The sequence below is a fragment of the Pelatocladus sp. genome (assembly GCF_059505505.1).
In genome coordinates this window covers 1-24,557 of record NZ_JCACKS010000215.1, presented here as the reverse complement: position 1 = coordinate 24,557, position 24,557 = coordinate 1, and the positions used below count along the sequence as shown (strand labels likewise).

The window sequence follows — 24,557 nt, the reverse complement described above, 5'->3', positions numbered from 1 at the left end:
TGTTAACTGTTAACTGTTAGCTGTTAACTGATTCATGCCCAATCCCTACCGTTGCATATGCTCTTCCAGGATTTTTTCAGTTCTGGGTTTAAAAACCAGATGGTATAAAGTGTCCACGTAGCGTAGTAATGCTTCGCGGTTTTCTTTATTGATAAAGTCCCAGAATCTATAAATTTTAGCTAGTAATAGCAACTGTTTGGTATGCATTTGCCAATTGTATCTATTACGTACTCGCTGGATGACCCGTTCTGAAATTTCGTACCAGTATTGGGGGTTGGTATTGCACTGGTCAATAAATTGTAGAATTTTATTTGCAGTACCTTCTAAATCTGTTGGATTGATATGAAAGTTACACTCTCCATCATCAATTAGTTCTGCTGCACCACCAAATTGAGTAGCAAATGTTGGTAAACCAGAACTCATTGCTTCTAGGATCGGTCTTCCAAAGGCTTCAAAGCTGGCAAAATGGACAAAAATACCCTGACGACCTGCGATCGCTCGGTAAATTTCGCCGAGTTCACGTTTGGGAAGGCGTATTCCTATCCAGCGAATTTGACTATGGAGATTGTACTGATTAATTAAGTTGTAGATTTTTTCCAGTTCTGCTGTTTCTTCTGAGTTTGTAGCTTCAGATAAATGCAATTTATTGGTAACGAGAATTAAGTTGCATTGTTTCTGCAATTCCTGACTTTGACCAAAGCATTTTACCAAACCAGAAAGATTCTTGACTGGGGTGATATGAGCGATCGCACAAATTGGTCTTTTGTTGGGGTCATCTAAATGACCAAAAATGTAAGTATCTAAAAGCTCAAAAAGTAAATCGTTAATTTTTTGACCTAGATTGTCGTCACGCTTGTCTTTTTGGTTGTAGGGGAAAAATATATTTTCGTCTACTCCCGGCGGAACCAAATTAAACTTGGAACTTAGCAAATTAATGCCATCAACTACATGATATAGCTCAGGCATGGAAAACATTTTATATGACTCGTACTGACCAAGAGAATCTGGTGTGCCAACTATTTCTTGATAAGACGAGGTCAGAATAAAGTCAGCAGCATTCATGCTGATCAGATCGGCAGTATATTGTGCCGAAAAGTGATAGTGTTCTTCTAAATCTTGCCAATAAAGGTTACTAAATAAATGTTTAGGTTTTTCTAAAGAGTGAGCAATATTACATTGAGTAACTTTCAAGCTACGTGCCAGTAAAAAAGCAACTAAATTACCATCACTGTAGTTACCAATAATTAAATCTGGATTTCCTCTTAGTTGAGCTAAAAGTTGTTTTTCTGCATCAATAGCAAATGTTTCTAGATATGGCCAAATCTCATATTTAGAAATCCAGTTTTGCGTGACTTGCGGATTGAATTCCCGAAAAGGAACACGTAATATCCAAGCGTTTTCGGTTCCCTCTATTTTTTCTAAGCGCAAGTTACACTGAGTTCCTTCACAGTTGGGAATAAGGCGAGTGAGAATAACTACTTGAGGTTGAATACCTAGTGAGTCGAGTCCTGCTAGTTTAATTTCTTCTCGTAGTTTATTTTCTAAACTCTGAGCTTGTTCTAGCACATAAACGACTTGACCGAGGGTTTCGGGTCTACCCACAGCATCTTCTTGAGTGATCCAACCGTGGATGGAAACGAGGACGACGCGAAAAACTGCGGGAACCCGATCAACAAAAGCTTCGAGGATAGCTGGTTCTGGAGTTTCAATCAGTCGGTCAAATAGTTCTAGAGTTTCACGTACTCGCGATGCGGTGTTACCCCAACCTGGTTCTAAGCCAAGGGTTTGTAGTTGTTCGCTAAACTTTTCGTAGGGTTCTTCAGGTGGTCGTTCGCTGATGATTTTGATGGCTTGTTTAATTTGTTTGTATAGTTGTAAACCTGTTTTGATGCGATCGCCAATCAGTAATTGTTTATGATCGTATTCAAGACGGTGTAAAGCATCAAATAATACATCTAACCAATAATTGCGATCGCTCAACACCTGACTACATAGATAACGGTTGAGGAATGCTAGACCTTGACCAATATTTCTGGGATCATCAATGGATGGAATACCTCTATCAAAGGGGTGAAAGTTGATTTCGAGAATTTGAGACTGGTAGCGATTAACAAAGCGATCGCGCACATCAAGCAATGCTTGTGGTGTTTGTAGTTCAAACTTACTCGTATCTGCTGATAACAATCGCCAAACTTCTTGACTACCTATTCTGGGTCGCAACAGCAACCAAATATCATCTCCTTCCAAGATGATTTCATGAGTATAATGAATCAGCGTTCCTAAAGAAGAAGAATGAAAAAAGTAGGCAGGCTTTTGGAATTGGTGACAGTACTCAGCAAAAGCCTGCAAAATCTCATTTCTCAGAAAGTAACGTTTATCCGAGGAGCTTAACTTAGAAATTAGTTGACGTAGGATCGTTTTTTCGTCACTGCTTAGAACAGTTTGAATTAGTTCATACATGGCAAATTCCTACATTTGAGCTTGCCTACGACCTCATTATTTCTTCTCGACAAATTTCAAGGGGCAGGTTTCAAAAGCTGCATCTACTTTCTAAGATTAGCGCATTCTCTAATAATAATAAATTTATTACAAACAGTTACTAATTGATTAAATAAGTATTTAGGAATACGGTTTTCTATTTATGTTGTACTAAAATAGAACTAAAAATCATCTATTAAGATCAGGCAATATCTAATACGACTGCATTGTGAATACATGTAGAGTTTGGATAAACACAATGAATAAAATTATTTTTGCTGTTTTGGTGATTGCTGCAACGGTGACTGGCTTATCTAGCAAGGTTCAAGCTCAATCAAGCATTTCGAGCCAACAACAATATACTTTATCTGGTGATTCACTCAGTGGAATTAATGATAGAACAGCTGAGAATGACTTTGCAATATTTTTTGATCCAACACAAAATTTAGCTGGCACAACTGATAATAATACTGGCAAAAATAGACTAGTTCCCGATCAGAGTCTTCGACAACAAATCAATAATCCTGTGCAACTACGGAGAATTCTTAAACCACAGTCACAGACAAGCACTCCAGAACTGACTTTACAACCTGCCCAGTCTAATATTAACGGTAACGATGGATTAGAGTTACAGGTAGGCGTCTCTGATAGATAAATTGTTGCAAAAGCACAATTAATCGTGATTGCTGATTTTTGAAGACTAACTTTTTTATCTAGAAAACTTAAGTGAATACCAATAAAAAACAGAGGTGATAAAAATGATGGCAATTATTGGCTTTTCTATATTGTGCTTTCTTTGGATTATTGGCTTTACGCTTTTGGCAGAGTTTTTCTTTTACGAAGAAGAACAAATGTTCTAGTACTATTCAGTGTTAGTGTTCGCTATAACTAGTGTCACAAGAGGTATTTGTAACACGTATGTACTGATTTAGTATCTGTTTATCCCTATAACCGTGCTACCTGTGTCGCGCAGTGAGGAGAGAAAGCTTCACTAATAGTGGAAGCAGCAGTAGCAAAAAGAGATTTTCCCTCCCCCTTCTTTTTGTTCTGCATCTCTCCTCATATCTTAATTGCTTCAGTCTCTGACACTGAATTACACTAAATTTGCTAACTTACATATTTTTTTTAACTTATTAATATTAACTTTCAAATTTGATAAATGCGGAATCGTAGAATTGTGTGCGATTTTCTCACCTATTATGTAAAAGTAGTTAGCCTGAGAATAATTTGCTAAAGCATAGAAATGTCCATCTAAATAACCAAAAGGAAAAATTTCAATAACTGTTATACCTTCTCTAATAAATAGCAGATTTGTTAAAGCAGAACCACAGACCGAAATTATAACGTCCGCACTGTAAAAAATTTCCGCCTCTTCCTTTGTTGTTCTACCATCCATGGTCAATGCTTCAAAGCCTATACTTTCTAGGTATTCTATAACTTCATGATCATTGATTACTTCCCGATGATCTACCTGACCACGTTTTACATATAAACGTTTTGGATATTTATTATTTGAATAATTTTTTTTAGGTAAAAAGATATTTCTTGCTAACCAATAGGCTAAACTAGTTGGATATTGATGACCACCGTTTTGTACTTTTCTGTTAATTACACAAGTTATTGCTCTATCAGCCTTACAGGGAAAATCAACTATTTTTTCTTTATTTATACCAAGTGCTGCTAGGGTTTCTATTTTGAAATTTGTGATTTCACCCACATAGTAATAATCAATTTCTTGTTTATCAATAAACCTCCAATACACCTCAAGCATAGGTAGAGTGTATATAAACCAGTGTCCATAATTTTTAGGAGTTGCATTTGATAAATATGCGACCGTTCCCTGTAGCTTAGTAAAATTTGCAGACAATTCACATCCATATATCGGGAGTTCATAAAAATGGATATCTTTCTCATATATTACATTTAGATTCTCATCAAATATGTGATTGTTACAAAAACAAAATCCGTTTTTACTAGTGTCTATTACTACTGCTTCAATTTCATCTTGAAAAGGAGTAATAACTCTTAAAAAATCACCTTCTATAAATTTAGCCTCTTGAATAGAAATCTTTTCTTGATTAACTAACTTATAAATTTTTATCTCTTTGTCATTACCAAAATATCTATCAACATTGTCAATGCAGAGTTGTATAACTCCTCTTGCGAAAGGTTGTGATAAAAGATTGACTTTCAATTGATATTTAAGCTGAGAGCGTAAGGTGGAAACCGTATCTATAATATAGTTCCTCTGAAAATTATTACGATTTTTCATTAATATTTGTGTTTTATAGTTATGTTAAGCAAGCCTCTTAATAAAATTACAGAATGCTTTCTTTCAGATCATACTCAGTGAGCGAGCATGAATAATCTTATATTATCTTAGAGGATGTTTTAAAAGCCCCGAGATGTTGTAAAAGTCCCGAAAGGTATAATTTTACTGTTCTGACTTCGGTCAACTTCAACGAAAATCAAGGTTTCAACCATGTACTGAGATGCTTTGCTGTGTTCACTATGAGAGCAAAAGACCCATGAAAGAATGGTTGACTTGACAATATAGACATGATTTGCATCTAAGGCGATCGCATGATAAGAGAACGCTCGTTTAACGTCAGAATGCTATCTTGAGATGTTTTTGGTTGAGAACAGGACAAAATGTAGTTCTATAATTCCGTAAAAATTAACTTATACGGATGCGTGAAGTTTTCAGTACGCACCTGTTTTTTGCATAACAACCTTTACAGTTTGTAGTAAAATCTTTAAATCAAGCCAAAGTGACCAATTTTCAATGTAAGTTAAGTCTAATTTTACGGCATCTTCAAATTTCTCTATATCGGAACGCCCAGAAACCTGCCATAACCCAGTTATACCAGGAAGAACTTCTTGTCGGATAAAGTGTTTTGTTTGGAACTTTTCTACATCTCTAATGGGTAGAGGACGAGGTCCAACAAGACTCATTTCTCCGAGAAAAACATTAAACAGCTGTGGTAACTCATCTAAACTATAACGGCGCAAGAATTTACCAACCTGAGTAATGCGTGGGTCATCTTTCATTTTGAAGAGAACGCCATCTTTTATTTCATTCTTTGCTTCTAAATTTGCTTGTAGCTTCTCTGCATTAGTAACCATAGTGCGAAATTTCCAAATTTTAAATTTCCGACTATGTAAACCAATGCGTTCTTGTCTAAAGAAGACTGGACCAGGAGAATCCAACTTAATTAATATTGCAATTGATAAATAAACCGGAAAGAGCAGTACTAGTAAAATTACAGAACAACAAAGGTCGAAACACCGCTTTATCCAAAAATCACTACCTGCAATAATTGGTGCTGGAATTGTCATACAAGGAACTTCACCAATCATCAAAAAAGTAGATTTAGCAGGACGAATTTCGCTGTCTGTTGGTAGGATTCGCAAAGTAATACCAGCTGTATGGAAATTCCAGCAAACGTATAGACGATTTTTAATTGCACTCCAAGAAACAAATGCTTCTACTATTCCCTGCTGACGAAGATATTCAAAAGTTGATTCTCGATTACATAAATCCAAGCATCTAGAGTCAGCAATACCTTGGATTATATAGCAATTTTCTTTTTCTATAATTCTGGTATGATTTTCTTTGTCTTCTATTTCTGTAATTAAAAAGATGGGATGACGAATTGCTCCTTTTCTACGTAATAATTTAGTACCCACGTCAAATAAATAGCGACCAATACAAATAAATAGCAGAGATGATAACCAAAAAATCAAAAAAGTTGAGCGGGAAACGTAGTGATTTGGTTCGTAAAGAAAAGCAATGAATAAAAGTAATACCTGTGATAGAGATACGGCTTTAATGATTCCAGGATAGTTGCGACGTTGAATACCGGCTTTGTATAGACCTTTTGTGGAAATTATGCCTATTTCTAAAGCCAGAGTTAATATTATAAAAGGAGCTTTTTGTGTCCAAGGAGAATCTAATGGAGTTCCATACAGTATGGCTAAACTCCATGCTAAGATTAGAGCCAACGCATCTAGAGATACAAGTGTTAATACTCGGAAAAACCTAAGAGCTAATCCTCTTTGTATTCTCGTACCCTTTGCACAACGTAAATCTGGTTTAAAGCTAACTATTGGTAGATATTTTGTAGTCATAACTGCTATTTCTCCTCACTATAACTTGTCTTAATATCTATATTTGCAAAGCTGTCTAATCTGGCTTTGCACAGCGCTCAAACAAATATTTTTGCCTTCAGAGCAAGGTTAAGATACTAATTTGAAATCAATATATTTGCCAGATTATTAAGAACTGCTAGAGTGTCTATCAATAAATGATGATTGACAATATAGACACAATTTGCGTCCAAGGCGATCGCAGTTTCACTCAACCAGATTACGGCTTTTGTAGTCTGTCTGCTTCTCTAAAAAATTAAATATTCATAAATAGTGAATTTTGTCAAGGGCAAATGCTTGACCGACGCATTAGGTAAGTCTTTTATATATATTTTACTAAAATTTATAAATATTTTAATAATTTTCAGCTTGCTTTTTAAGTGTAAAAATACTTTTTTGTGTTTTTTAATTGTTTAAAAGATTTAATCATTTTTATCCCTCATTTAACGTTTTGGTGCATTGTCAAATGCTCTTGCTATTGCATTCCACGCCAACTTGCGTTGCAAATTTGAATCCAGTGGCAAAGGACGTACTGGTAATTTATCTGGTCGAGGAGCAAAATTTGTAAGCCAGGTATAGCGATCGCTTAATCCCCAAGTTATAACTGCTATGACAGCTTTTTCATCTAGTACCACTGAAAGATAGTCTTCATATGCAGCAGCAATCATGCGATCGCGAATCTTTAAGTCTTTTGGCAAATTTTCATCTGTGACATCTAGTTCAGTAACCAGAATTTTTAAACCGAGGCTAGCAACATCGGCTAAAAAGTTCCGTAGTTTTTTCGGATTAAAACGAGTTTCGTGACCCCATAGATGTGATTGAATACCAAAAGCATGAATTGGCGTTCCTCTGGACTTCAAGCGCTCTAGCAGTTTCAGAATAGCACTTCTTCTTGCCTCATGTTCGGGAATGTCATATTCTAGTCCAGTATCGTTGTAGACGAGCAAGGCTTTTGGATCTTTTTCAGCAGCAATCCTAAAAGCAAGCTCTATGTAATCTGGACCAAGAAACTTTAACCAAGGAGAGTTTCGCAAGCCGTCAGAGCATTTATCATCTGGTTTGGTTGCTTCATTGACTACATCCCAAGAATGAATTCGTCCAGCATAACGTTTAACAATCGTTGACACATGGTTAATTAAGATATTCTCAATTTCTTTAGAGTTAGTTCTAGGATCTTTGAACTTATTAATTAACCAATTAGGTATTACGTCATGCCAAACTAAAGGATGCCCGCGAAAAAGCATCCCATGATCAGAGGCAAATTTGGCAAAAGAGTCATTTTCAGTAAAATTGAAAGTACTGGCACTAGGCTGAGTCAAACCCCAATAAAACCCTCCTACTATAAGCCCGCACTCCTGAATCAAAGCAGACCGCAGTTTTGGAGTTTGCAACAATTTATTGTAACCACCTTCCGAAAATGCTCCATAGATTAACCCTTTAGCTGCGGCGCGATCGCGTAAGGAAGCTTTACCTCTGACAGAGAAATTTCTGCTGGGATTAGATCGAGCTTGAAGTTGATTGTTGTTTCTAAATCTGTTATCCGCAAAGTAGACAGTGGTTGCCAAAGCTCCCAGACCTAGTATAAAGTTTCGCCGTCTAAAGAGTTTCCGTTTTTTGATCATAGTAAAGATAAACTCACAGATACAGAATGTGGATATTTAAAAACACATTAAATATGTAACGTAACATCTCTAAATGTTTAGGAAGTTTATTGATATTCAAATTCTATTTAGAAATGTTCTATCTAGGGTCATCAAATCATCCATATGATTCTATCTTTTCACTACCATCTGGTCTTGCTGGGATAAACTTTCTCAAGCCTACATACTGTAGAAATACATTCCACACATATAGAGGATTGAGCAAAACATAGCGCCGCCATAAACGTTTAGGTTCTTGAACCAAGCGATAGAACCACTCTAAACCTAAATCTTGTAGAACTTGCGGCGCTTGCGGTAAGGTACCTGCATGAAAATCAAAAGCCGCACCAACTGCTAGAATTGGAATATTTAAAAGATTGCGGTATTCAAAAGCCCAGACTTCTTGTCTCGGACAACCTAAACCCAGAAAAACAGCGTTTGCATCAGAAGCTTTAATGCGATCTGCTAGTTCTATACGCTCTCCTTCACTTAGTCTGCGGAATTTGGAAGGTTCCATACCAGCGATAATTAGATCAGGAAAAGATTGCTTCAGATTTTGTGCAAATCTGCTCAATGTTTCTGTCTTACTTCCGTATAGATAAATTGATAATCCATGTTCGGCAAACGCTTGAGCAACGCGCAATGTGAGATTGGGACCATAGACGCGGTCAGGCAATTTCTTTTGATATAACCACCACAAAGCCCAGCGCACAGGTTGACCATCTGGCACAATCAGATCCATTCCATTCAAACGTCTCGCATGTACTGGATCTAAAAAACCAGTCATTACTCCATGAACTGCTAAAGCACTCACAGAACAAGAGTGTTTTTTTTCGGCTGCTGACACAATTTTTGCAACCGCAAATTCATAGTCTACAGCGTGTACATTCACACCTAAAATGGGGTATTTGCCCTCATCAATCATTACTTATATCCACCTTTCGACGTTATATTCGTAAATTTCACGCAGAATTTGCGTCACATCATATTTAATAGACCAATCTGGGTAATGTGCTTTAAATTTTGATAGATCACTGATATACCAAATATGGTCTCCGATCCGATTATTGTCGGAGTATGAATAGTTCATCTCCTTAAGCGTAATTTCTTGGCAAATATCGATAGCTTCTAGCATTGAACAATTGCTTTCACGACCACCTCCAATGTTGTAGACTGCACCCACACTAGGGTTTTTATAAAATTCATAGAATGCAGAAATCAAATCAGATGAATGAATATTGTCACGTACCTGTTTACCTTTGTAACCAAATATGGTATATGGCTTGCTAGTAATCGCACATTTCATCAGATAAGCCAAAAATCCGTGCAGTTGGGTTCCTGAATGATTGGGTCCAGTTAGACATCCCCCTCGAAAAGACACGGTTTTCATATCAAAGTAGCGACCATATTCCTGGACAAGAACATCTGCTGCAACTTTGGAAGCTCCAAACAAGGAATGCTTACTTTGATCGATGCTCATATCTTCGGAAATGCCCGGATAGTATTTATGAGATGCTTCAATTTCCCATCGCTTTTCTTGCTCCACTAAGGGTAAGTAATTCGGTAAATCTCCATAGACTTTATTGGTAGACGTAAAAATAAATACAGCTTCTGGACAATACTCACGAGTTGCCTGCAACATGTTGAGTGTACCATTAGCATTCACGGAAAAATCCGAGAATGGATCACTAGCTGCCCAGTCGTGGGAAGGTTGGGCAGCCGTATGAATAATTAATGATATGTTTTTGCCAAAATGTTTAAAAATATCTGCTATTTTAGGGCAGTCTCGTATATCCACGTTGTAGTGTTCATATTCCTTGAATTCTGATTCTAAACGCTTGCGATTCCACTCCGTTGAAGCATCTTCTCCAAAGAAGTATTTACGCATGTCATTGTCAATACCGACAATATGTAGTCCAAGATTGGCAAAGTATCTGACTGCTTCTGAACCAATTAAACCAGCCGAACCTGTAATGATTGCTACGCTCATTTTTACCTTAATATTAGGTTTATCCTATGAAAAATTTTAATTATCAAGTAAGTTATGTTTACTTGTTACAGCTATTTTTGTAGAACAAAAGAAGCTGTCTGTGCAAAGAAATTGGCTGCTGCTACAGGAGTATGCTGAGATATTAATTGTTGCGAATTTTGTCCCATTGAAGAAATAAGATTTGGATTATCTATAAAGTGCTTCATTACTTCAGCAAGAGTCTCTGGATTATGGGGGTCAAAAATATAACCGTTTTTCCCGTCAATAACCATCTCAGATGCTCCTGCCCATTTCGAACAAAGGATAGGCTTACTAAAAGCCATTGCTTCTAACACAACCATTCCCCAAGTGTCTTCTAAGGTCGGAAAAATAAAAATGTCGGCATTCTGAAAATATACTCCTAGACTGCTATAGTCAACCCAACCTACCCAGTTCACGCAATCTTGTATATTCTCACGGGTACAAAAACTCTCAAGCTCTTGCTTTTGCGGTCCTCTACCTACAACTAGCAAAGTGTAGTTACAATAATTTTGTTTCTTGAGAATAGCACATGCTTGAAGCAGACTATAGAGTCCTTTTCGTTGCTCTATCCGCCCTACGTATAAAAAAACTGGATGTTGTTGCTGTCGAACAATGTTTTTAGCATCAAAACTTTTAGGTATTTGCAATAAAGTTTTTACATCCGGTACCATGTACGGTCTTCTTCGGACTTTATCTTTCTGGACTCCTAAAAATTGGATCAGATATTCCTCTCCACCATGACTATTTGTAATTAATGCATCTGCAAACCAAGCCATCATGCTTCTGAGGAATGAACGGACTTTTGAATGTCGAAAGTCTACGTTTGGTGAACTACCCTCCCAAGCAAGAACAAGTCGCCATTTACCGAAAGGTTTGAAAAGCAATGCTAATACCGTCCAAGCAGAGAACCCGCTCGTAAAAACTACATGAGGTTTAAATTGGAATAAATAACGGATAATATCTGGAGATAGGTACATAAAACCACCGCTATAGTCGGTTTTTTCCTTATTCGCTGTTAGTCGCATCGTTTTTCCGACTACCTTAACGGTATAATTATTCCCAGCCTGTAAATCAAAACCAGGCCAAGGACGACCCGTGTAGAGAATAGTTTGATCAGATAAGTTTGTCAATTCCTCCAAAACTGGTTGCCAGTAAGCACCTAGCTCTACAGTTGGAAGAAGCAAAGCTATACGAGGTTTATCTATTTTCTTCATTATTTGTTGCTTTTTTGATGCTAAAACTGGAACTTTGCTTGCTAAGTTTTCATTTGACTCTAGAATTCAAGCTACTAGTTTCTGAGATAACACTGACTTTAAAACCAATCTTGCATAAGGAAGTAGCCAGTAGAAGATCCAGAATGAACCTGCATGTCTACGGGCAAATACTTTCCATTCTCTAATTGGTAGTCCTCTAGGCTGGTTAATTTTTTCCCATCGCTGACGCAAAGTTAAATTTGGTTCATCCCAAGCTTGATGTCTTAAGGGATTATATTCACAGGTCCCTACGTATCTTGGTGCTAGCCAAACTGAACCACCCTGTTTGTGAACTCGTAGCCCGTAATCAAAATCTCCGGTGCTATGACGAAAGGCTGGGTCAAGATTTCCTACTGCTTGAACGACCTCTCTGGATAAGAGGACACAGTTACCATTAATAGTTGAACAGGGTTTTACTTGATTATTATCTGGTTTGATTAAATTAAACTTCAGAGGATGCCACCAACTACTGGCAATCATACCTCCATAGGAGAGTAAACCAGTTTTTGCATCTTGAGTTGACCCTACCACAACTGTTTTCACATAACCTTGCTTAGTTAAAGTATGGGAAGATGTCAACAAATTATTTATAGCTTCTGGATAAAGAATAGTGTCATCATTGAGCCAGAGATAGTAGTCATAATCGTACTTGATAGCCTCAGCAAAAGCTAATCTCATCCCTCCATTCCAAAACAGTTCTCCACTTCCCAAGAGAACATTTACCGCAGGGTAATTACTACGTACTACTTCTCCTGTACCATCAGTACTGCCATCATCTACTAAGTAAACTTGTATCTCAAGATTTGATGACAATTCTTGCTTGTACAAAGCCTCTAAACAACCTAAAGTCTTCGCTAAACGATTGTGACAAGTCATAATTACAGCGAGACGCAAGGTTTTACTCACGGCTTTTTGGCTATGATTGGTGACTGTATTTTGAACCTGCATAAAATTTATGAAACTTACAACAACTCAGAGCAACTGTAACTTCTATGAAATAGATTTCTCTATTTTTATCGATTGAAAATGAAAAAGATAACTCCTCCTACACCCTCACACCATTCTTCAAGCTATGTAGTTAAGCGATGGGGAGGCGAAAATTTTCTTTTAAATTCAATTGCAGATGAAAATGCTATGGACACATATACAACCCAAAATGTATTTACTAATAAAATACAACTGTCACTAAAATTCAGAAGACAAAAAAGTGCAATAAATTGCATCATCCAAGCATATTCTATGGATCTAGTGTAAATAAATAATATTATTACTCTTTTTAGAGTAATAAATAAATTAACGGAAAATATTAGTAAACCAATGAAACCAAGTTGAAGAAAAATATCTATATAACCATTGTGAGCATGGAATGAGGTAGCGCTACGGGAGAATGCCTCATCTGTGGCTGCCCAGCTATTTTTTATGACATAATCAGCAACTGATGAACCCCAAAAACCTGCATAACCATAGCCCAGCCATGGTTGCTCTAATCCTCTTTCAATAGAAAGATTCCAAATAGGAATGCGACCGTTAAATTCAAGATTTTTCCCTAATAAATCAACTACTATAAACTTTAAATTAGCAGTTACGAGAAATACAGTGACAATAGCTAATAATGAAAAAAACAAAAACATTAATAGCCTAATCCTACGTTGCTTATTTATTTTGTATAAAAAAACAATAAGTAACGAAAATATTATCATTAGCCATGCAGTTTTACTGTTAGAATTTAATGCAAGTAGCAACACTACTAGAAAGCCAATAATAACGGAGAGATTATTACTTCTTTTATCTAAATATCCTACTACAAATATTAATGCAAAAAGTCCCAATTGACGACCAAATATCTGCTTGTGTGAGTAGATACCTACCCAAGATAATTGACCCTCAACTAAAGCAGTACCAAACGTTGGAAATAAAAAAATACTACCTAAAGATAGAATTATTGATATACCAGCTGTCCAAGACAGCAAGCTCATCTGTTCTCTAGGACTGTATTGCATAGCAAGGTACACTCCTAAGAGACTTGATCGGAACAAAAATCTCAATTGAGAAGCAGTAATTTCTGGATTGTTAGACCAAAAAAGTGAGGCGATCGCTAAACTGAACAATAAAAGTAAAGATATATCTCGTGTCACAACATAAAGAAATCTTTTTCCCCGTCCAAAAATGACAAAAAATAAAAATAAATAGATTATTATGCTGACGAGATTTAATATTAGGGATGGGAAAGGGAAATACTCAGTCAGCAAAAGTAAAGCAATTGTAGTGATAATCTCTAGCTTTTTTCTCAAAGCTATAAGCGATATTTTTGTCATTTGTTATAGTCAGGAGCTTATGATTTTAAATAGCATAATATTTTAAGAATGTTTATGAAAATATCAACATAACTCTTGAAAAAGAGAACTGTAGTGACTTGCTTGAATTTCTAAGGTAAATTCTTGTACTGCCTTTTCACGAGCATAATATGAAAGTTTATGATGCCTTTCCTGATTTTCTAGTACCCAGTTTATACCTTGAGCCAAGTCTTCTATTCTATAAGCTTGAGCTAAGTAACCATTTTTCTGATGGTCAATCATATCTGGCATACCACCAATGTTAAATGCGACACAAGGTGTTCCACAAGCGATCGCTTCCATGACTGTGTTAGCCAAATTTTCTTCAATTGAAGGTAAAACAAATACATCTGCTGCTGAATATACTACACTTAATGACAAATCATCATTAAGTGTACCGACGTAGTGAGCCTGAAAACCAAAATCAGGCGGATCTTCAGGTTGAGATGCTCCAAAAATGACTACTTCTAACCTGTCTTTCCAACCAGATTTGCTTAACTCTTGCAAAGCAGGTTGTAACAGATGAAATCCTTTTCTGTTGTCACTGGTTGCTCGTAGTGAACCGAACAAAACAAGTTGCTTATCTTCTGGTAAGTTTAGTAGTTTTCTGGCGACGCGACGCTCAATAGGCCGATATGTTTGAATATCCACTCCATTAGGAATGACTTCAATGCGTAAATCTTGAAAAAGGGAACTAGCTCTGGCACATTTAGCTAACCAAGAGCTAGGTGTAACTATTGTGAGGTTAAGTTTTTTCCAAGCACTAATTTTGCGTTTCCATACCCAACGAGACAAATCCCAGTCCTTTTTGCTACCAAGCTGAGGACAAGTTCCACAAGATTGAGTGTAGCGATCGCAATCTCCACTGTAGTGACATCCTCCAGTAAATGCCCACATATCATGAAGTGTCCAAAGTAAAGGTCGTTTCACCTTGGCAAGTGTTTCTATATGCACAAATGCTCCACTAATCCAGTGTAAATTAATAATATCTGGATTAATAGCAGCAATTTTGGGAATTACTCTATCTGGTAACCATTGAAGAGAAAATATATTTTCACTTCGTTGACGATAAAACTTTAATGGCAAAGCATCAAATGTCAATTTTGAACGTGCTATGCCTTGAAACATCCTAATTCTTGGTGCTAATACTGTTTTATCATCACTATTTTTTTCTTGTACTAGCATTTGTGAGTTGATACCAATATTTTGTAACCCCTTGTGCAAACGATATGAAGCACGAGCTGCACCACCTAACATATCTTGAGTACTAAGGAGCAAAATCTTCATGTGAGCAAATTCTTCTTTAGAAAATTTAATTAATGTTAAAGTATCAACTTTTATTAAGTATCTTTTTGATACTGAGTTTAAGAGATTGCAGTGGATCTTCTCTAAATAAAGTCTTTTGTGTAAAAGTATCTGCTTGCACGTCTTTAAAAGTAAAAGGTGGGTGTTTTAAAGGAAATTTAATTTCCTCTGTAGCCATATTGTTGTAGGGATTTTCTTGATTTCCAATGAAATGAGTAGAATCCGAACCGAAGCCTATATTAGAAATTAAGTTTCCATTTGAGATAATACCTAAGCTACTCTGTACCCAACAAGCAAACGTCCATTGATAATCCCAAGTAATGCTAAGAGGATTGTTGTAAACAGACTCAAATATCTTGCTCCAATATTCAACATACCTAGAATCCATAAGGATATTATTGAGAAAACCTCCAGCTTTAATTTCGGGCCAAAGCTTCATGTATAAATCATAATATTGCCAAGCACGTCTCCAGCTTGCCCAACCCCAGCAGTGGTTGTAGATAGAAAAGTAATAACTGTAATTAGTCCGTTTGCGTCCAAATTGAACATTTTGTCCAGAAATTGAAGATATACGGGTATCGTACCTATATTTCTCTAGTAATTCTTCACAAAAACGAAAAAATGTCGGATGAGGTACACAATCATCTTCTAAAATAATCGCTTCTTCAACATTATTGAAGACCCAATCCAGACCACTAGAAACGCGTTTTGCACACCCTAAATTAACATCTGAGTAGTTGGTAAGAACATCACAATCCCAGTCAACGCGATTAATAATTGCACGAGTAGCTTCACACTTTTCTGGCTCATCAGCGCGATCGTGTCGGGGACCATCTGCGATGACAAAAAGTTTTGCTGGTTTGGCTTGACGAATTGCTTCAAAAACAAGCTCTGTTGTGTGGGGTCGCTTGAAGATAATAAAAGCTACTGGGGTTTGCAAGCTAAATTCAAACATGAAAAGTTACGTAATAATTTTTAGGTGTAAATGACTATAAGCTATATATAATTCATGTAGTTATTTACTTACGTTTTTCATAAATTATGATTCTTGGTTAGCCATAGTTTTGCCGTATTTAAATAATCTATTTAATAAACCTGGTAATAAAATTGCTTTAGTTTGCATAACGAAAATCTTTCTAGTTCGTGGCAAAAATATATAAGATAAATATGAAGCAACACATTGAGCAATTAGTGAAGAAATTGCTGCTCCTGTACCTCCATAATTCTTAATTAAAAAGTAATTCAAAATGACATTTATGATTGCACCATTGGCAGTTGCTATAAATGTAAACTGCATTAAATTCTCTGCTGTTGTCCATAGACCACATACCAAGCCTAATGAGACGAATAATCCAGTCCAAATATGGATTATAAGTATGGTACCTGCTTCTGCATATTCTTTGCCATACATCAAATTGATAATTTGATATGATGATAAGGAAATGGTTATACCAACTGCAAAAGACACGATTGTGAGTAAATCTAAAACTTTCTGTATCTGTTCATAGTACAGGTGTTGACTTACTTGTTTGGCTTTCAAAATGGATGGAAAAACTGAACTTGTTATGGAAGTTGGTATGAAATACCAAATTTCTGATATCTTGATTGCTGCCGAGTATATTCCCACTGATTTGTCACCAATCATCTGGCCTAGCATTAACTGATCAGTTCGCATATAAATCATGATGACAAAACTTGTAAGAATGAGTGTCCAACTATCTTTAAGTAACTCTATTGCACACTTCCAGCTAAAACTCCATGCTTGTATAAAATAACCTTTAATCTTGTACGCCACTACAATTCCCAAAGCACTCAGAGCAGTTTCAGCAGAATAAGCCCAAGCAAAAAGAATTAATGGAGCTTGTATTTGGATTAATACAACCCGCATACAACTAGCTAAGACCAAACCTATATTTTTAAACCAAACTGTATATTTGGACTGAACTTGGGATTGGAACCAATAATCAATTACGTAATAAGATTCAAAAAACATTCCCACAGTCAAGATTCCAACCAACTGGTGGGTAAGAATCTCACCGGGACGGATAATGATAATTGCTGCAACTGAGAGAACTATGATCACAACTTGGGCTAAGACCTTCATCAAGAAGGCTGTACCTAAGATTTCATCTTTATTGTTGGGTTGACGGACAATGTTACGAACAACAATGCTATCAAGTCCCAGATTCGCAACTGTGTTGAATATGGCAGTAAAAGCGATCGCATAATTGAAAATACCAAAATTTTCTGGTCCAAGGTAGCGAGCTACCCAAACTCCTACTAATAGTCCTGTACCCATTCGCAAAACTCTATCAGCTAACAGCCAACCTGTATTACTAATAATCTTTTGTAGGTTAGGACTGAGTTTATGAGTAATTCTTTTTATTTTTTTGAGCATTATTATGCTTTTCTAATACCGTAAGCAACTACCTCAAAAGCGATCGCACTTCTCATCAAATTTTTGCTCAACGATTTTTCACCAAAATAGATTTTTTAGACACACTAGTTGACTCCACTGAATTTTTGCCATAGTAGAAATAGCTGTCACGTTCGCGTTTTACACTGACAGCGTTAATTACCATACCTAGTACTTTTTGACCCGATTGAGTTAAAAACTCTTTAGCTGCACTAGCACTTGCAAAGTCAACCACTTCTGGACGCACAACTAACAAAATACCGTCAGCTAATTTACCCAGAACTGCTGCATCTGCTGTTCCCGCTAAAGGTGGAGCATCAAAAATTACACAATCATAATCTTTGGTAAAGTTAGCAACTAAGGTTGCCATACGATCAGAATCTAGTAGAGCTACTGGATTAGGAGGTATGACCCCAGAGGTGAGAACGTGTAAATTAGGCATTACTTCGTGGACTACACTCTCTAGGGGAACTTGATCAACAATGATATTACTTAAGCCCTTCTTATTGCTTAGTTGCCAAATATGATGCTGGATGGGATGACGCATATCAGCATCTACTAACAGCACTCGACGCTCAACTTCAGCCATTGCTACAGCTAAGTTTGCAGAAACCTCTGATTTTCCTTCTTTAGGTATGGAACTAGTAACTGTAATTGCTTTTAGCTGCTTATCTGAAAGAAATTTCAAGTTTGCTTGCAGCATTTGGTATGCATCACCAACAGGGAAATGGGGGATATCTCTACCAACTACTCTGGGAACTGGTCTATCTAATCCTTCTACCGAATAGCTGCTTTTATCACTTCTACTGACACTAGGAATGACTCCTAGCAATGTATACTGGAAAAGTTCTCTAGCTTCTCTAACAGTCTTAATAGATCGGTCTATTAAATCAGAAGTCAGAGCAGCAATTATTCCCAGCAGTATACCTAAAACTCCTCCACCCAAAACAATTAGAGCTTTTCTCGTACCACTTGGCTCATCTGGTACTAATGCAGGGGAAATGATTCGAGCATTACCAATATTTTGGTTTTCGGCTACGTTAATTTCTTGTAATCTCGTCAAAAGTGTTTCGTAAGTTGTTTGCGCGGCTTTTAGCTTTCGCTCTAGTTCCCGTTGGGTTTGTTCTAATCGAGGCATAATATTGGCTCGCTGTTTATACAGCGACCATGTATTTCTTAGATCAGCAAGTCTTTTCTCCAAACCTGCACGTTCTTTATCTGTGTTTGCTAAATCTTCAATTAGCTTTTGTCGTACCTCTCCCATCTGTAAATTTGCTGTGGAAATTTGTGGGTTATTACCACCTACTTGCTCGACTCGCTGTTGTAGTAAGTTCTTGAGAGCAGAAACTTTTTCTTCTAAATTAGAGACTGTGGGATGTCCAGGTAGATAACGGGTTCGCGCTACCGTCAACTCGGTTTGTGCTTCTTGGAGTTCTTTTAGTACTTGCTGAGTTCCAGCTACTTGACTTAAATCAACTGCTGATACAGCTTCTTGTGAGTTCACCCTAGCCTGATTTTGTAATTTTTCCAGACGAGCATTAGCATCAACAAGTTGAGCTTGCGCTTGGGCAATTTCATCTTCTAATTTTGAAATGGTGTTAACGGCTGCTGTTGCTTCTTCTTGCAGAACGATTACCTTATTTTTCTCTTTGAATCTACGTAAGGCTAACTCTGCTTTTTGGACAGCTTCCTCAGTTTTAGGTAATTGCTGCAATATAAATCTGCCTGCTGAGGTTGCTTCTTCTCTATTGGCTTGTATGTTTTGCTTAATATAAGTATCAACTACCTTGTTGATTACTTTTGCAGCTAATTGAGGATTTTCATTTGTATAAGATATTTCTAGGACATCTGTGCCTTTGACACCCTCTACCTTCAAATTTTCCAAAAGTTCCTCAACTGTTAGAGGTTCACCTTCATCATTTTTGAGGCTAAGGGATGTGATGGTTTCCTGAATTACAGGAACAGATATAACAATTTTCGCCTGCGTGTCTACAGGACTGTTCTCACGCACTAAGGATTCTAGTCTTCCTATGTCTTCTCCCAATCCTGTTAGTGAAGATGCTCGATTTGTCTTAATTAACAGACTCGCTTGTGCTGTATATGTAGGTTTTAATGAAAATGCGTACAACAATGCAAGGGTGACAACTGCTCCAAATACTCCTACTGCGGTCATCCAACGTCGTTGTAGAACAAGCAAGTATTTTTGAACATCTATCTCTTCAAGTTGATATTCAGATTCTTTCATGGCAGATATTGGCCTTATTAATCATAAATTACAATTAAAAATCTGCTAGTCAATACCAATTATCTATAAAAAAGCTGCATATATTATTAAAATTCAATTCTGTACAGGTTCAAAATAATTGGTACTAACTAATGAATCCGAAATCCTTGCTGCTTTTACAACCAACCATTCTTGCATGTCTGCGAGTGAATTCTCCTACAGAAGGATTTCCTTCAGGGTAAATTACTCCCATTGCTTGCTGCCAAAGTTCTGGAGCTGCAATAGATACTTCATAGATGCGATCGCGCTTTTTGACGTGATACCACCTTTTTTCTTGACATTGATCACACCAGAATGCTTCTAACCATTCTCCTTCCAAAGGTACTGCGGTTTTCTTTGCTACTAAAAACAGTGCTGTTTGTCGTCCTATTCCCCTCTGCTGGAGTTGTCCTGGGCGATCAGCAAACAATGGATACTTCTGACTTACACTATCTAGATAGCATCCATGAATTGGACAATAGATAGCCCGTCGTTTTGAGCGTTTGCGATTTCGATCACATCTTCTTTGCACTTTGACCTCCCTTGTTGGGTAAATGTACAGTAGAGCAAGAAGTTTGCGCTAGATGAACTGAGATCTAAATTAGACCATCTAAGTTCATCTCTACTTTGAAGTTAATTATTTAGTTTAAATTTACTTTAGTTAACCAATTTTTTATTCATTTTTTTATAAAGATTCTGCAAAGGATGATTTTCAATTACACAAGATAGACACATAATAATTATTTCTTCAGCCCTCAAATTCCATCAAAAAATATACGCGATCGCTAGACAACAGGAAGCTTATGCAGGGTAATTAAATTTTAGTTACAACTTCTCTGGCAATTCGACCATCCTTCGATTTATCAACATCTAAATCTAGAAAGATGGCTGTCTTGGAAGGACTGAGATCTTGCTTGACCATCGAAGCCCTACTCCATGAATTCAAAATCATTTATTCTATATTCTTCTTACTCTTCCTTCTAGGAATGACAATCGTAATAATTCCAGAAGATTATCCAACTAAAAATCTCACAATCAATTTCAATAGTCAGAAATTATAATGAACATACTTTTGTCGGTACGTTGCTCAACCAATAAATTTTTTAGTTAGGCATGACTTGTGATCCTCAATAAGTAAAAATCTTAGGTAGCAATTGATACTTAGATTCAGTTATTATATATGTAATATTGCAGTCCTCATCAAACAGGTTTACTAGAATTATTTCTCAATGCTATCCAAATATTTACAAAGCAATATAATTTCTATTTCACTTCCTTAAGTTTTTATAATTACATTAGCAAATGTAATTTACATTACTTTTTAAGCATCTAGTGATCCCATAATTCATTAATTTCTATGGTTGTTGTTTTCCATATTGGAGTATACAGCATATGTATACCAAAAAATAAAGACTTTGTACAGAATTATTTAAAACCAGTACAATTTATGCCTCTAGGTATATTCATGCTTACAAAATCGCGGACTTAAATTATAACTATATGATTTAAAAACAGTATCATTTATGTCTCTAGATATATTCATGCCTATAAGATCGCGGATGGAAATTATGACGAACATCCTAGTAAGCGATAACTTAAACTAACAGTAGATATGATATATGCTCTCTTACGACAAGCTCCTGCTCAAATCGAATTAGATTAGAGTATGTTTTGACATGAATAAGTCAAATAATTATGATGTGTAAAATGAAATAAGCAAGAATGTATTTCAATCTTGATATGAACAAGATGTTTAGCTAAATTTCTATCTCAAATATATTGACATCATTTGAGTTTTTTTTAATACATGTAACCTCTGAGAAGAATTTATACCTAAATACATATACGAACTTACTTATATTCTATCTTAAGCAAGATAGCTTATAGGGGTTGTTAAATCAATCAAGACCTAAGACATAAACATTTAGGATTATGGAATGCAATAACATGCAGTTAATTTATATAACCTAAGCTTCTCACTTCTGTACGAGTTCAAAAAGGCAAGAAAGTTAGGTTGTGTGTTTTATTTAGTTTGTGTTCCTGACTTTATGGATTCACTATGCAGCTTAAGAAATTAACAAATAGCTTGAAAATAAGTCAAATGTCAGTGTAATATTCTCTAGAGATTCAAATATTTGAATATTATTTGCAATCTCAGCTGGAATTTGAGCATCTACCAGGTTGAGTTGCTTAATTGCAAATGTAATATTTTATGCTCTGTTACATCAGTTTGAGTTACCTCAATTAAATTTTCAGCTTTAGTTACAGTTACCTGAAGTTAAAGGTGTAAAGTCTACCAAGTTTCGACAAAAATTCATTTCGATAACCACAGAAGATAGTGGTTTAGGGGTGTAATAAGGTTGCGATCGCTACTGCACACAGATGCAGGTACGATGTAATCGGCTATAAACCTAGCGAAATGAATAGTTTTTGTCTGGAAAAATGTAACTATTTTATCCAATTAAGAATACTTGACAAAAATTTACACTGAACCTGAACTCAATTTATGGACGTGACGGATAAAACTTAACTTCAGGGTTTTTACAGAAGGGACACTACCATATCCTCTTACACAGCTTAGGAGTATTAAAAAATGGGTAAAACGTACTATGTTTCTGCTGAGACAGGTAATGATAGTAACGATGGCTTAAGTGAAAAAGCTGCGTTTAAAAGCCTACAAACAGGAGCAGATCAGTTAGAAGCAGGTGATACACTCTACATAATGAATGGGACTTACACCCAGAGTGATCCCAGTAAAGACTTACTGTCAGTTTGGAATAAAAATGGTTCAGAAGACAAGTGGACAACTATCAAAGCCTACCCAGGACACACGCCTAAGTTGAAAGTAAAAGGAGCTTTTGGGATTAACATCGCTGGCTCATCTTATTTGCAAATTGAAGGACTCGACATAGAAGGTAGCAAGGATGAAGTTACATTAGATTATGCCCAACAAGAGCAATACAATCCAAACAACCCTATTACTAATAGTTTTGGTGTTGTAATTCATGGTCGCTCTGACATGGGCTATTCTGACCACATTGTCATTAAAGGTAACAAAGTCCGTAATTTTACGGGTGGAGGTATTGGAGCTCACGATGCGGACTACATCACGATTGAGAAAAACGTCGTCTCCGGAAATGCTTGGTATACACCCAAAGGTGTAAGTGGAATTGGTGTGATTTGGAACAGAAATTCAGACAATAACACTAGTGATTATAAGATGGTTATTAAAGACAACATCGTCTTTGATAACCAAAGTCTGATTCCGTGGAATGTGGCAGGGGAAATAACTGAAGGGCATGGTATCATGCTGGACACAGGAGACGGGAAAGATCAGGGTCATGAAGCCTATCAAGGAAAGACATTAGTTGCTAATAATACTGTCTACGACAACGGTGGTTTTGGTATTCAAGCTTACCACTACTTAAATGCAGATATCATCAATAACACTACTTACCAAAATTCTCGCAATCCTGACATGAGTGGAGAGATTGCGGTAATAAATTCAAAAAATGTGGGTGGCTACAACAATATCATGTACGCGAGGTCTGATCGTCGTGCCAATCACATCCATAATTCCGAAAATGTGACATTTGATCACAATCTCGCTTATAACTCTTCTGAATTCGTGAGTTCAAATGATCCAAATGCAGGAGATCTGCAAAATATTTTAGATTATGATCCACAATTTGTAGATCCTGGCAGGGGTGATTTTACACTCAAATCTACAAGTCCAGCGATTGATATTGGTTCTGACATCTTTAATGAGGTCAGCATTCTCAAAACAGATCAACGCGGTAATAACCGTCCACAGGATGGCGATGGTAACGGTAGTGCGATCGCCGATATTGGTGCTTTAGAAGTAGGGACAAATTCAGCTTCTCCTCAAAGTAGCGAGGTTATGGGTGTCACTAATAGCAATACTCCCATCATTGAGGAGACAGGTAATAACACTGTTGTTACTACTTCAGATGCAAATAGCGATCAAATCCTCCCTCAAGGATCAGATAATCAGGTTTCTGGCGATTTGGAAACCGATATTCTCACTGGTGAACCTAGCAAAGATGGCTCTATCTATGTCAGTAATAATCAACAACAGGGATTTTCCCAATCACAGGTGAATGCGGTTGATCCCATCACCAACTTTAACCCAAATGAAGGCGATCGCATCTGGTTCAACAATGATGGCACATTATCCACATCCACAAAAGAAGGAACCCAAACAATATATCTATACGATGCAGGTCTAGTGAAAGGGAACAATCTGTCTGTTGCGATTGAAGCAGCTTATAACGATAAAGATCCACAAACCCAGGGTGATCAGATATTAAACGAAAACGAGGGTGTATTATTCCAATGGCAAGGTAGTACCTACTTGGCAATCAATAACCAAAATAAACCCTTTGACGCAAATAATGATTTGCTGATTAATATGAATGGTATCCAAATTCCAGGAAAGGATACAGCCACAGGTGTTGTGTAGGTGAGAGATTAAACATGTTGCAAAAGTAGAGACGCGAAATCTTGCGTCTCTACATACCCAAAATCATCACGAAAAATTCTTAACCTAACCATATTGGGGTGAAAGAAAAGTTCCATTCCTTTCACCCTAGCTTTGAATACGGTTCAAATAAGCATTATTTCAGGATTTTGGCTTATAATTGGACTTTGGACAAGAAGGATGGTTCGCGTAAATTATTTGCGAACCA

The 24,557-nt window shown here is 36.6% G+C and carries 16 protein-coding genes; 2 read left to right on the top strand and 14 right to left on the bottom strand.

Annotated elements, in window-relative coordinates; translation table 11 throughout:
- Nucleotides 1–45: 45 nt before the first annotated feature.
- Complete coding sequence (locus tag AC5JMK_RS18955; protein WP_096677152.1) at nt 46–2,460, bottom strand: sucrose synthase; 2,415 nt, start codon at nt 2,458–2,460, stop codon at nt 46–48.
- 277 nt (nt 2,461–2,737) lie between these two features.
- Here AC5JMK_RS18955 and AC5JMK_RS18950 point away from each other — a divergent pair, with 277 nt between their 5' ends.
- Entirely contained in the window at nt 2,738–3,133 is a 396-nt protein-coding gene (locus tag AC5JMK_RS18950) for a hypothetical protein (RefSeq protein WP_495910797.1), read from the top strand.
- 438 nt (nt 3,134–3,571) lie between these two features.
- Here AC5JMK_RS18950 and AC5JMK_RS18945 read toward each other — a convergent pair whose 3' ends face one another.
- From AC5JMK_RS18945 to AC5JMK_RS18885, 13 genes are all read right to left on the bottom strand, one after another.
- On the bottom strand, nt 3,572–4,750 hold the full coding sequence (locus tag AC5JMK_RS18945) for a glycosyltransferase family 61 protein (RefSeq protein WP_096677150.1): 1,179 nt from the start codon (nt 4,748–4,750) through the stop codon (nt 3,572–3,574).
- A gap of 431 nt (nt 4,751–5,181) precedes the next feature.
- Nucleotides 5,182–6,609, bottom strand: coding sequence for a sugar transferase (locus AC5JMK_RS18940; protein ID WP_096677149.1), 1,428 nt, complete (start codon nt 6,607–6,609; stop codon nt 5,182–5,184).
- A gap of 461 nt (nt 6,610–7,070) precedes the next feature.
- Nucleotides 7,071–8,249 carry an endo-1,4-beta-xylanase gene (locus AC5JMK_RS18935; protein ID WP_495910796.1) on the bottom strand — a complete coding sequence of 393 codons (1,179 nt, stop codon included), beginning with the start codon at nt 8,247–8,249 and terminating at the stop codon, nt 7,071–7,073.
- A 136-nt stretch (nt 8,250–8,385) separates the two neighbouring features.
- The gene (locus AC5JMK_RS18930) at nt 8,386–9,192 is read right to left on the bottom strand and encodes a WecB/TagA/CpsF family glycosyltransferase (RefSeq protein ID WP_096677147.1); all 807 of its coding nucleotides are present in this window, start codon (nt 9,190–9,192) and stop codon (nt 8,386–8,388) included.
- 3 nt (nt 9,193–9,195) lie between these two features.
- A complete protein-coding gene (locus AC5JMK_RS18925; RefSeq protein ID WP_495910795.1) occupies nt 9,196–10,257 on the bottom strand; it encodes an NAD-dependent epimerase/dehydratase family protein in 1,062 nt (353 codons plus the stop codon).
- A gap of 71 nt (nt 10,258–10,328) precedes the next feature.
- Nucleotides 10,329–11,492, bottom strand: a complete 1,164-nt coding sequence (locus AC5JMK_RS18920) for a glycosyltransferase family 4 protein (RefSeq protein ID WP_096677145.1) — start codon at nt 11,490–11,492, stop codon at nt 10,329–10,331.
- A 66-nt stretch (nt 11,493–11,558) separates the two neighbouring features.
- Entirely contained in the window at nt 11,559–12,479 is a 921-nt protein-coding gene (locus AC5JMK_RS18915; RefSeq protein WP_096677144.1) for a glycosyltransferase family 2 protein, read from the bottom strand.
- 122 nt (nt 12,480–12,601) lie between these two features.
- Nucleotides 12,602–13,846: an O-antigen ligase family protein gene (locus tag AC5JMK_RS18910; protein WP_096677143.1), complete on the bottom strand. Its 1,245-nt coding sequence runs from the start codon at nt 13,844–13,846 to the stop codon at nt 12,602–12,604.
- A gap of 63 nt (nt 13,847–13,909) precedes the next feature.
- Nucleotides 13,910–15,151: a glycosyltransferase family 4 protein gene (locus AC5JMK_RS18905; RefSeq protein WP_096677142.1), complete on the bottom strand. Its 1,242-nt coding sequence runs from the start codon at nt 15,149–15,151 to the stop codon at nt 13,910–13,912.
- 43 nt (nt 15,152–15,194) lie between these two features.
- A complete protein-coding gene (locus AC5JMK_RS18900; RefSeq protein WP_495910794.1) occupies nt 15,195–16,124 on the bottom strand; it encodes a glycosyltransferase family 2 protein in 930 nt (309 codons plus the stop codon).
- A gap of 84 nt (nt 16,125–16,208) precedes the next feature.
- Entirely contained in the window at nt 16,209–17,567 is a 1,359-nt protein-coding gene (locus tag AC5JMK_RS18895) for a flippase (RefSeq protein WP_096677141.1), read from the bottom strand.
- Between the two features lie 67 nt (nt 17,568–17,634).
- Complete coding sequence (locus tag AC5JMK_RS18890; protein WP_495910793.1) at nt 17,635–19,830, bottom strand: GumC family protein; 2,196 nt, start codon at nt 19,828–19,830, stop codon at nt 17,635–17,637.
- Nucleotides 19,831–19,954: 124 nt separating this feature from the next.
- Entirely contained in the window at nt 19,955–20,380 is a 426-nt protein-coding gene (locus AC5JMK_RS18885) for a hypothetical protein (protein ID WP_495910792.1), read from the bottom strand.
- A gap of 2,061 nt (nt 20,381–22,441) precedes the next feature.
- Here AC5JMK_RS18885 and AC5JMK_RS18880 point away from each other — a divergent pair.
- Nucleotides 22,442–24,331 carry a bluetail domain-containing putative surface protein gene (locus tag AC5JMK_RS18880; RefSeq protein WP_495910791.1) on the top strand — a complete coding sequence of 630 codons (1,890 nt, stop codon included), beginning with the start codon at nt 22,442–22,444 and terminating at the stop codon, nt 24,329–24,331.
- Nucleotides 24,332–24,557 lie beyond the last annotated feature (226 nt).

Bases quoted from the DNA above. Each gene is read 5' to 3' on its own strand.
- AC5JMK_RS18955 (WP_096677152.1), bottom strand. From the start codon at position 2,460: ATGTATGAACTAATTCAAACTGTTCTAAGCAGTGACGAAAAAACGATC.
- AC5JMK_RS18950 (WP_495910797.1), top strand. From the start codon at position 2,738: ATGAATAAAATTATTTTTGCTGTTTTGGTGATTGCTGCAACGGTGACT.
- AC5JMK_RS18945 (WP_096677150.1), bottom strand. From the start codon at position 4,750: ATGAAAAATCGTAATAATTTTCAGAGGAACTATATTATAGATACGGTT.
- AC5JMK_RS18940 (WP_096677149.1), bottom strand. From the start codon at position 6,609: ATGACTACAAAATATCTACCAATAGTTAGCTTTAAACCAGATTTACGT.
- AC5JMK_RS18935 (WP_495910796.1), bottom strand. From the start codon at position 8,249: ATGATCAAAAAACGGAAACTCTTTAGACGGCGAAACTTTATACTAGGT.
- AC5JMK_RS18930 (WP_096677147.1), bottom strand. From the start codon at position 9,192: ATGATTGATGAGGGCAAATACCCCATTTTAGGTGTGAATGTACACGCT.
- AC5JMK_RS18925 (WP_495910795.1), bottom strand. From the start codon at position 10,257: ATGAGCGTAGCAATCATTACAGGTTCGGCTGGTTTAATTGGTTCAGAA.
- AC5JMK_RS18920 (WP_096677145.1), bottom strand. From the start codon at position 11,492: ATGAAGAAAATAGATAAACCTCGTATAGCTTTGCTTCTTCCAACTGTA.
- AC5JMK_RS18915 (WP_096677144.1), bottom strand. From the start codon at position 12,479: ATGCAGGTTCAAAATACAGTCACCAATCATAGCCAAAAAGCCGTGAGT.
- AC5JMK_RS18910 (WP_096677143.1), bottom strand. From the start codon at position 13,846: ATGACAAAAATATCGCTTATAGCTTTGAGAAAAAAGCTAGAGATTATC.
- AC5JMK_RS18905 (WP_096677142.1), bottom strand. From the start codon at position 15,151: ATGAAGATTTTGCTCCTTAGTACTCAAGATATGTTAGGTGGTGCAGCT.
- AC5JMK_RS18900 (WP_495910794.1), bottom strand. From the start codon at position 16,124: ATGTTTGAATTTAGCTTGCAAACCCCAGTAGCTTTTATTATCTTCAAG.
- AC5JMK_RS18895 (WP_096677141.1), bottom strand. From the start codon at position 17,567: ATGCTCAAAAAAATAAAAAGAATTACTCATAAACTCAGTCCTAACCTA.
- AC5JMK_RS18890 (WP_495910793.1), bottom strand. From the start codon at position 19,830: ATGAAAGAATCTGAATATCAACTTGAAGAGATAGATGTTCAAAAATAC.
- AC5JMK_RS18880 (WP_495910791.1), top strand. From the start codon at position 22,442: ATGGGTAAAACGTACTATGTTTCTGCTGAGACAGGTAATGATAGTAAC.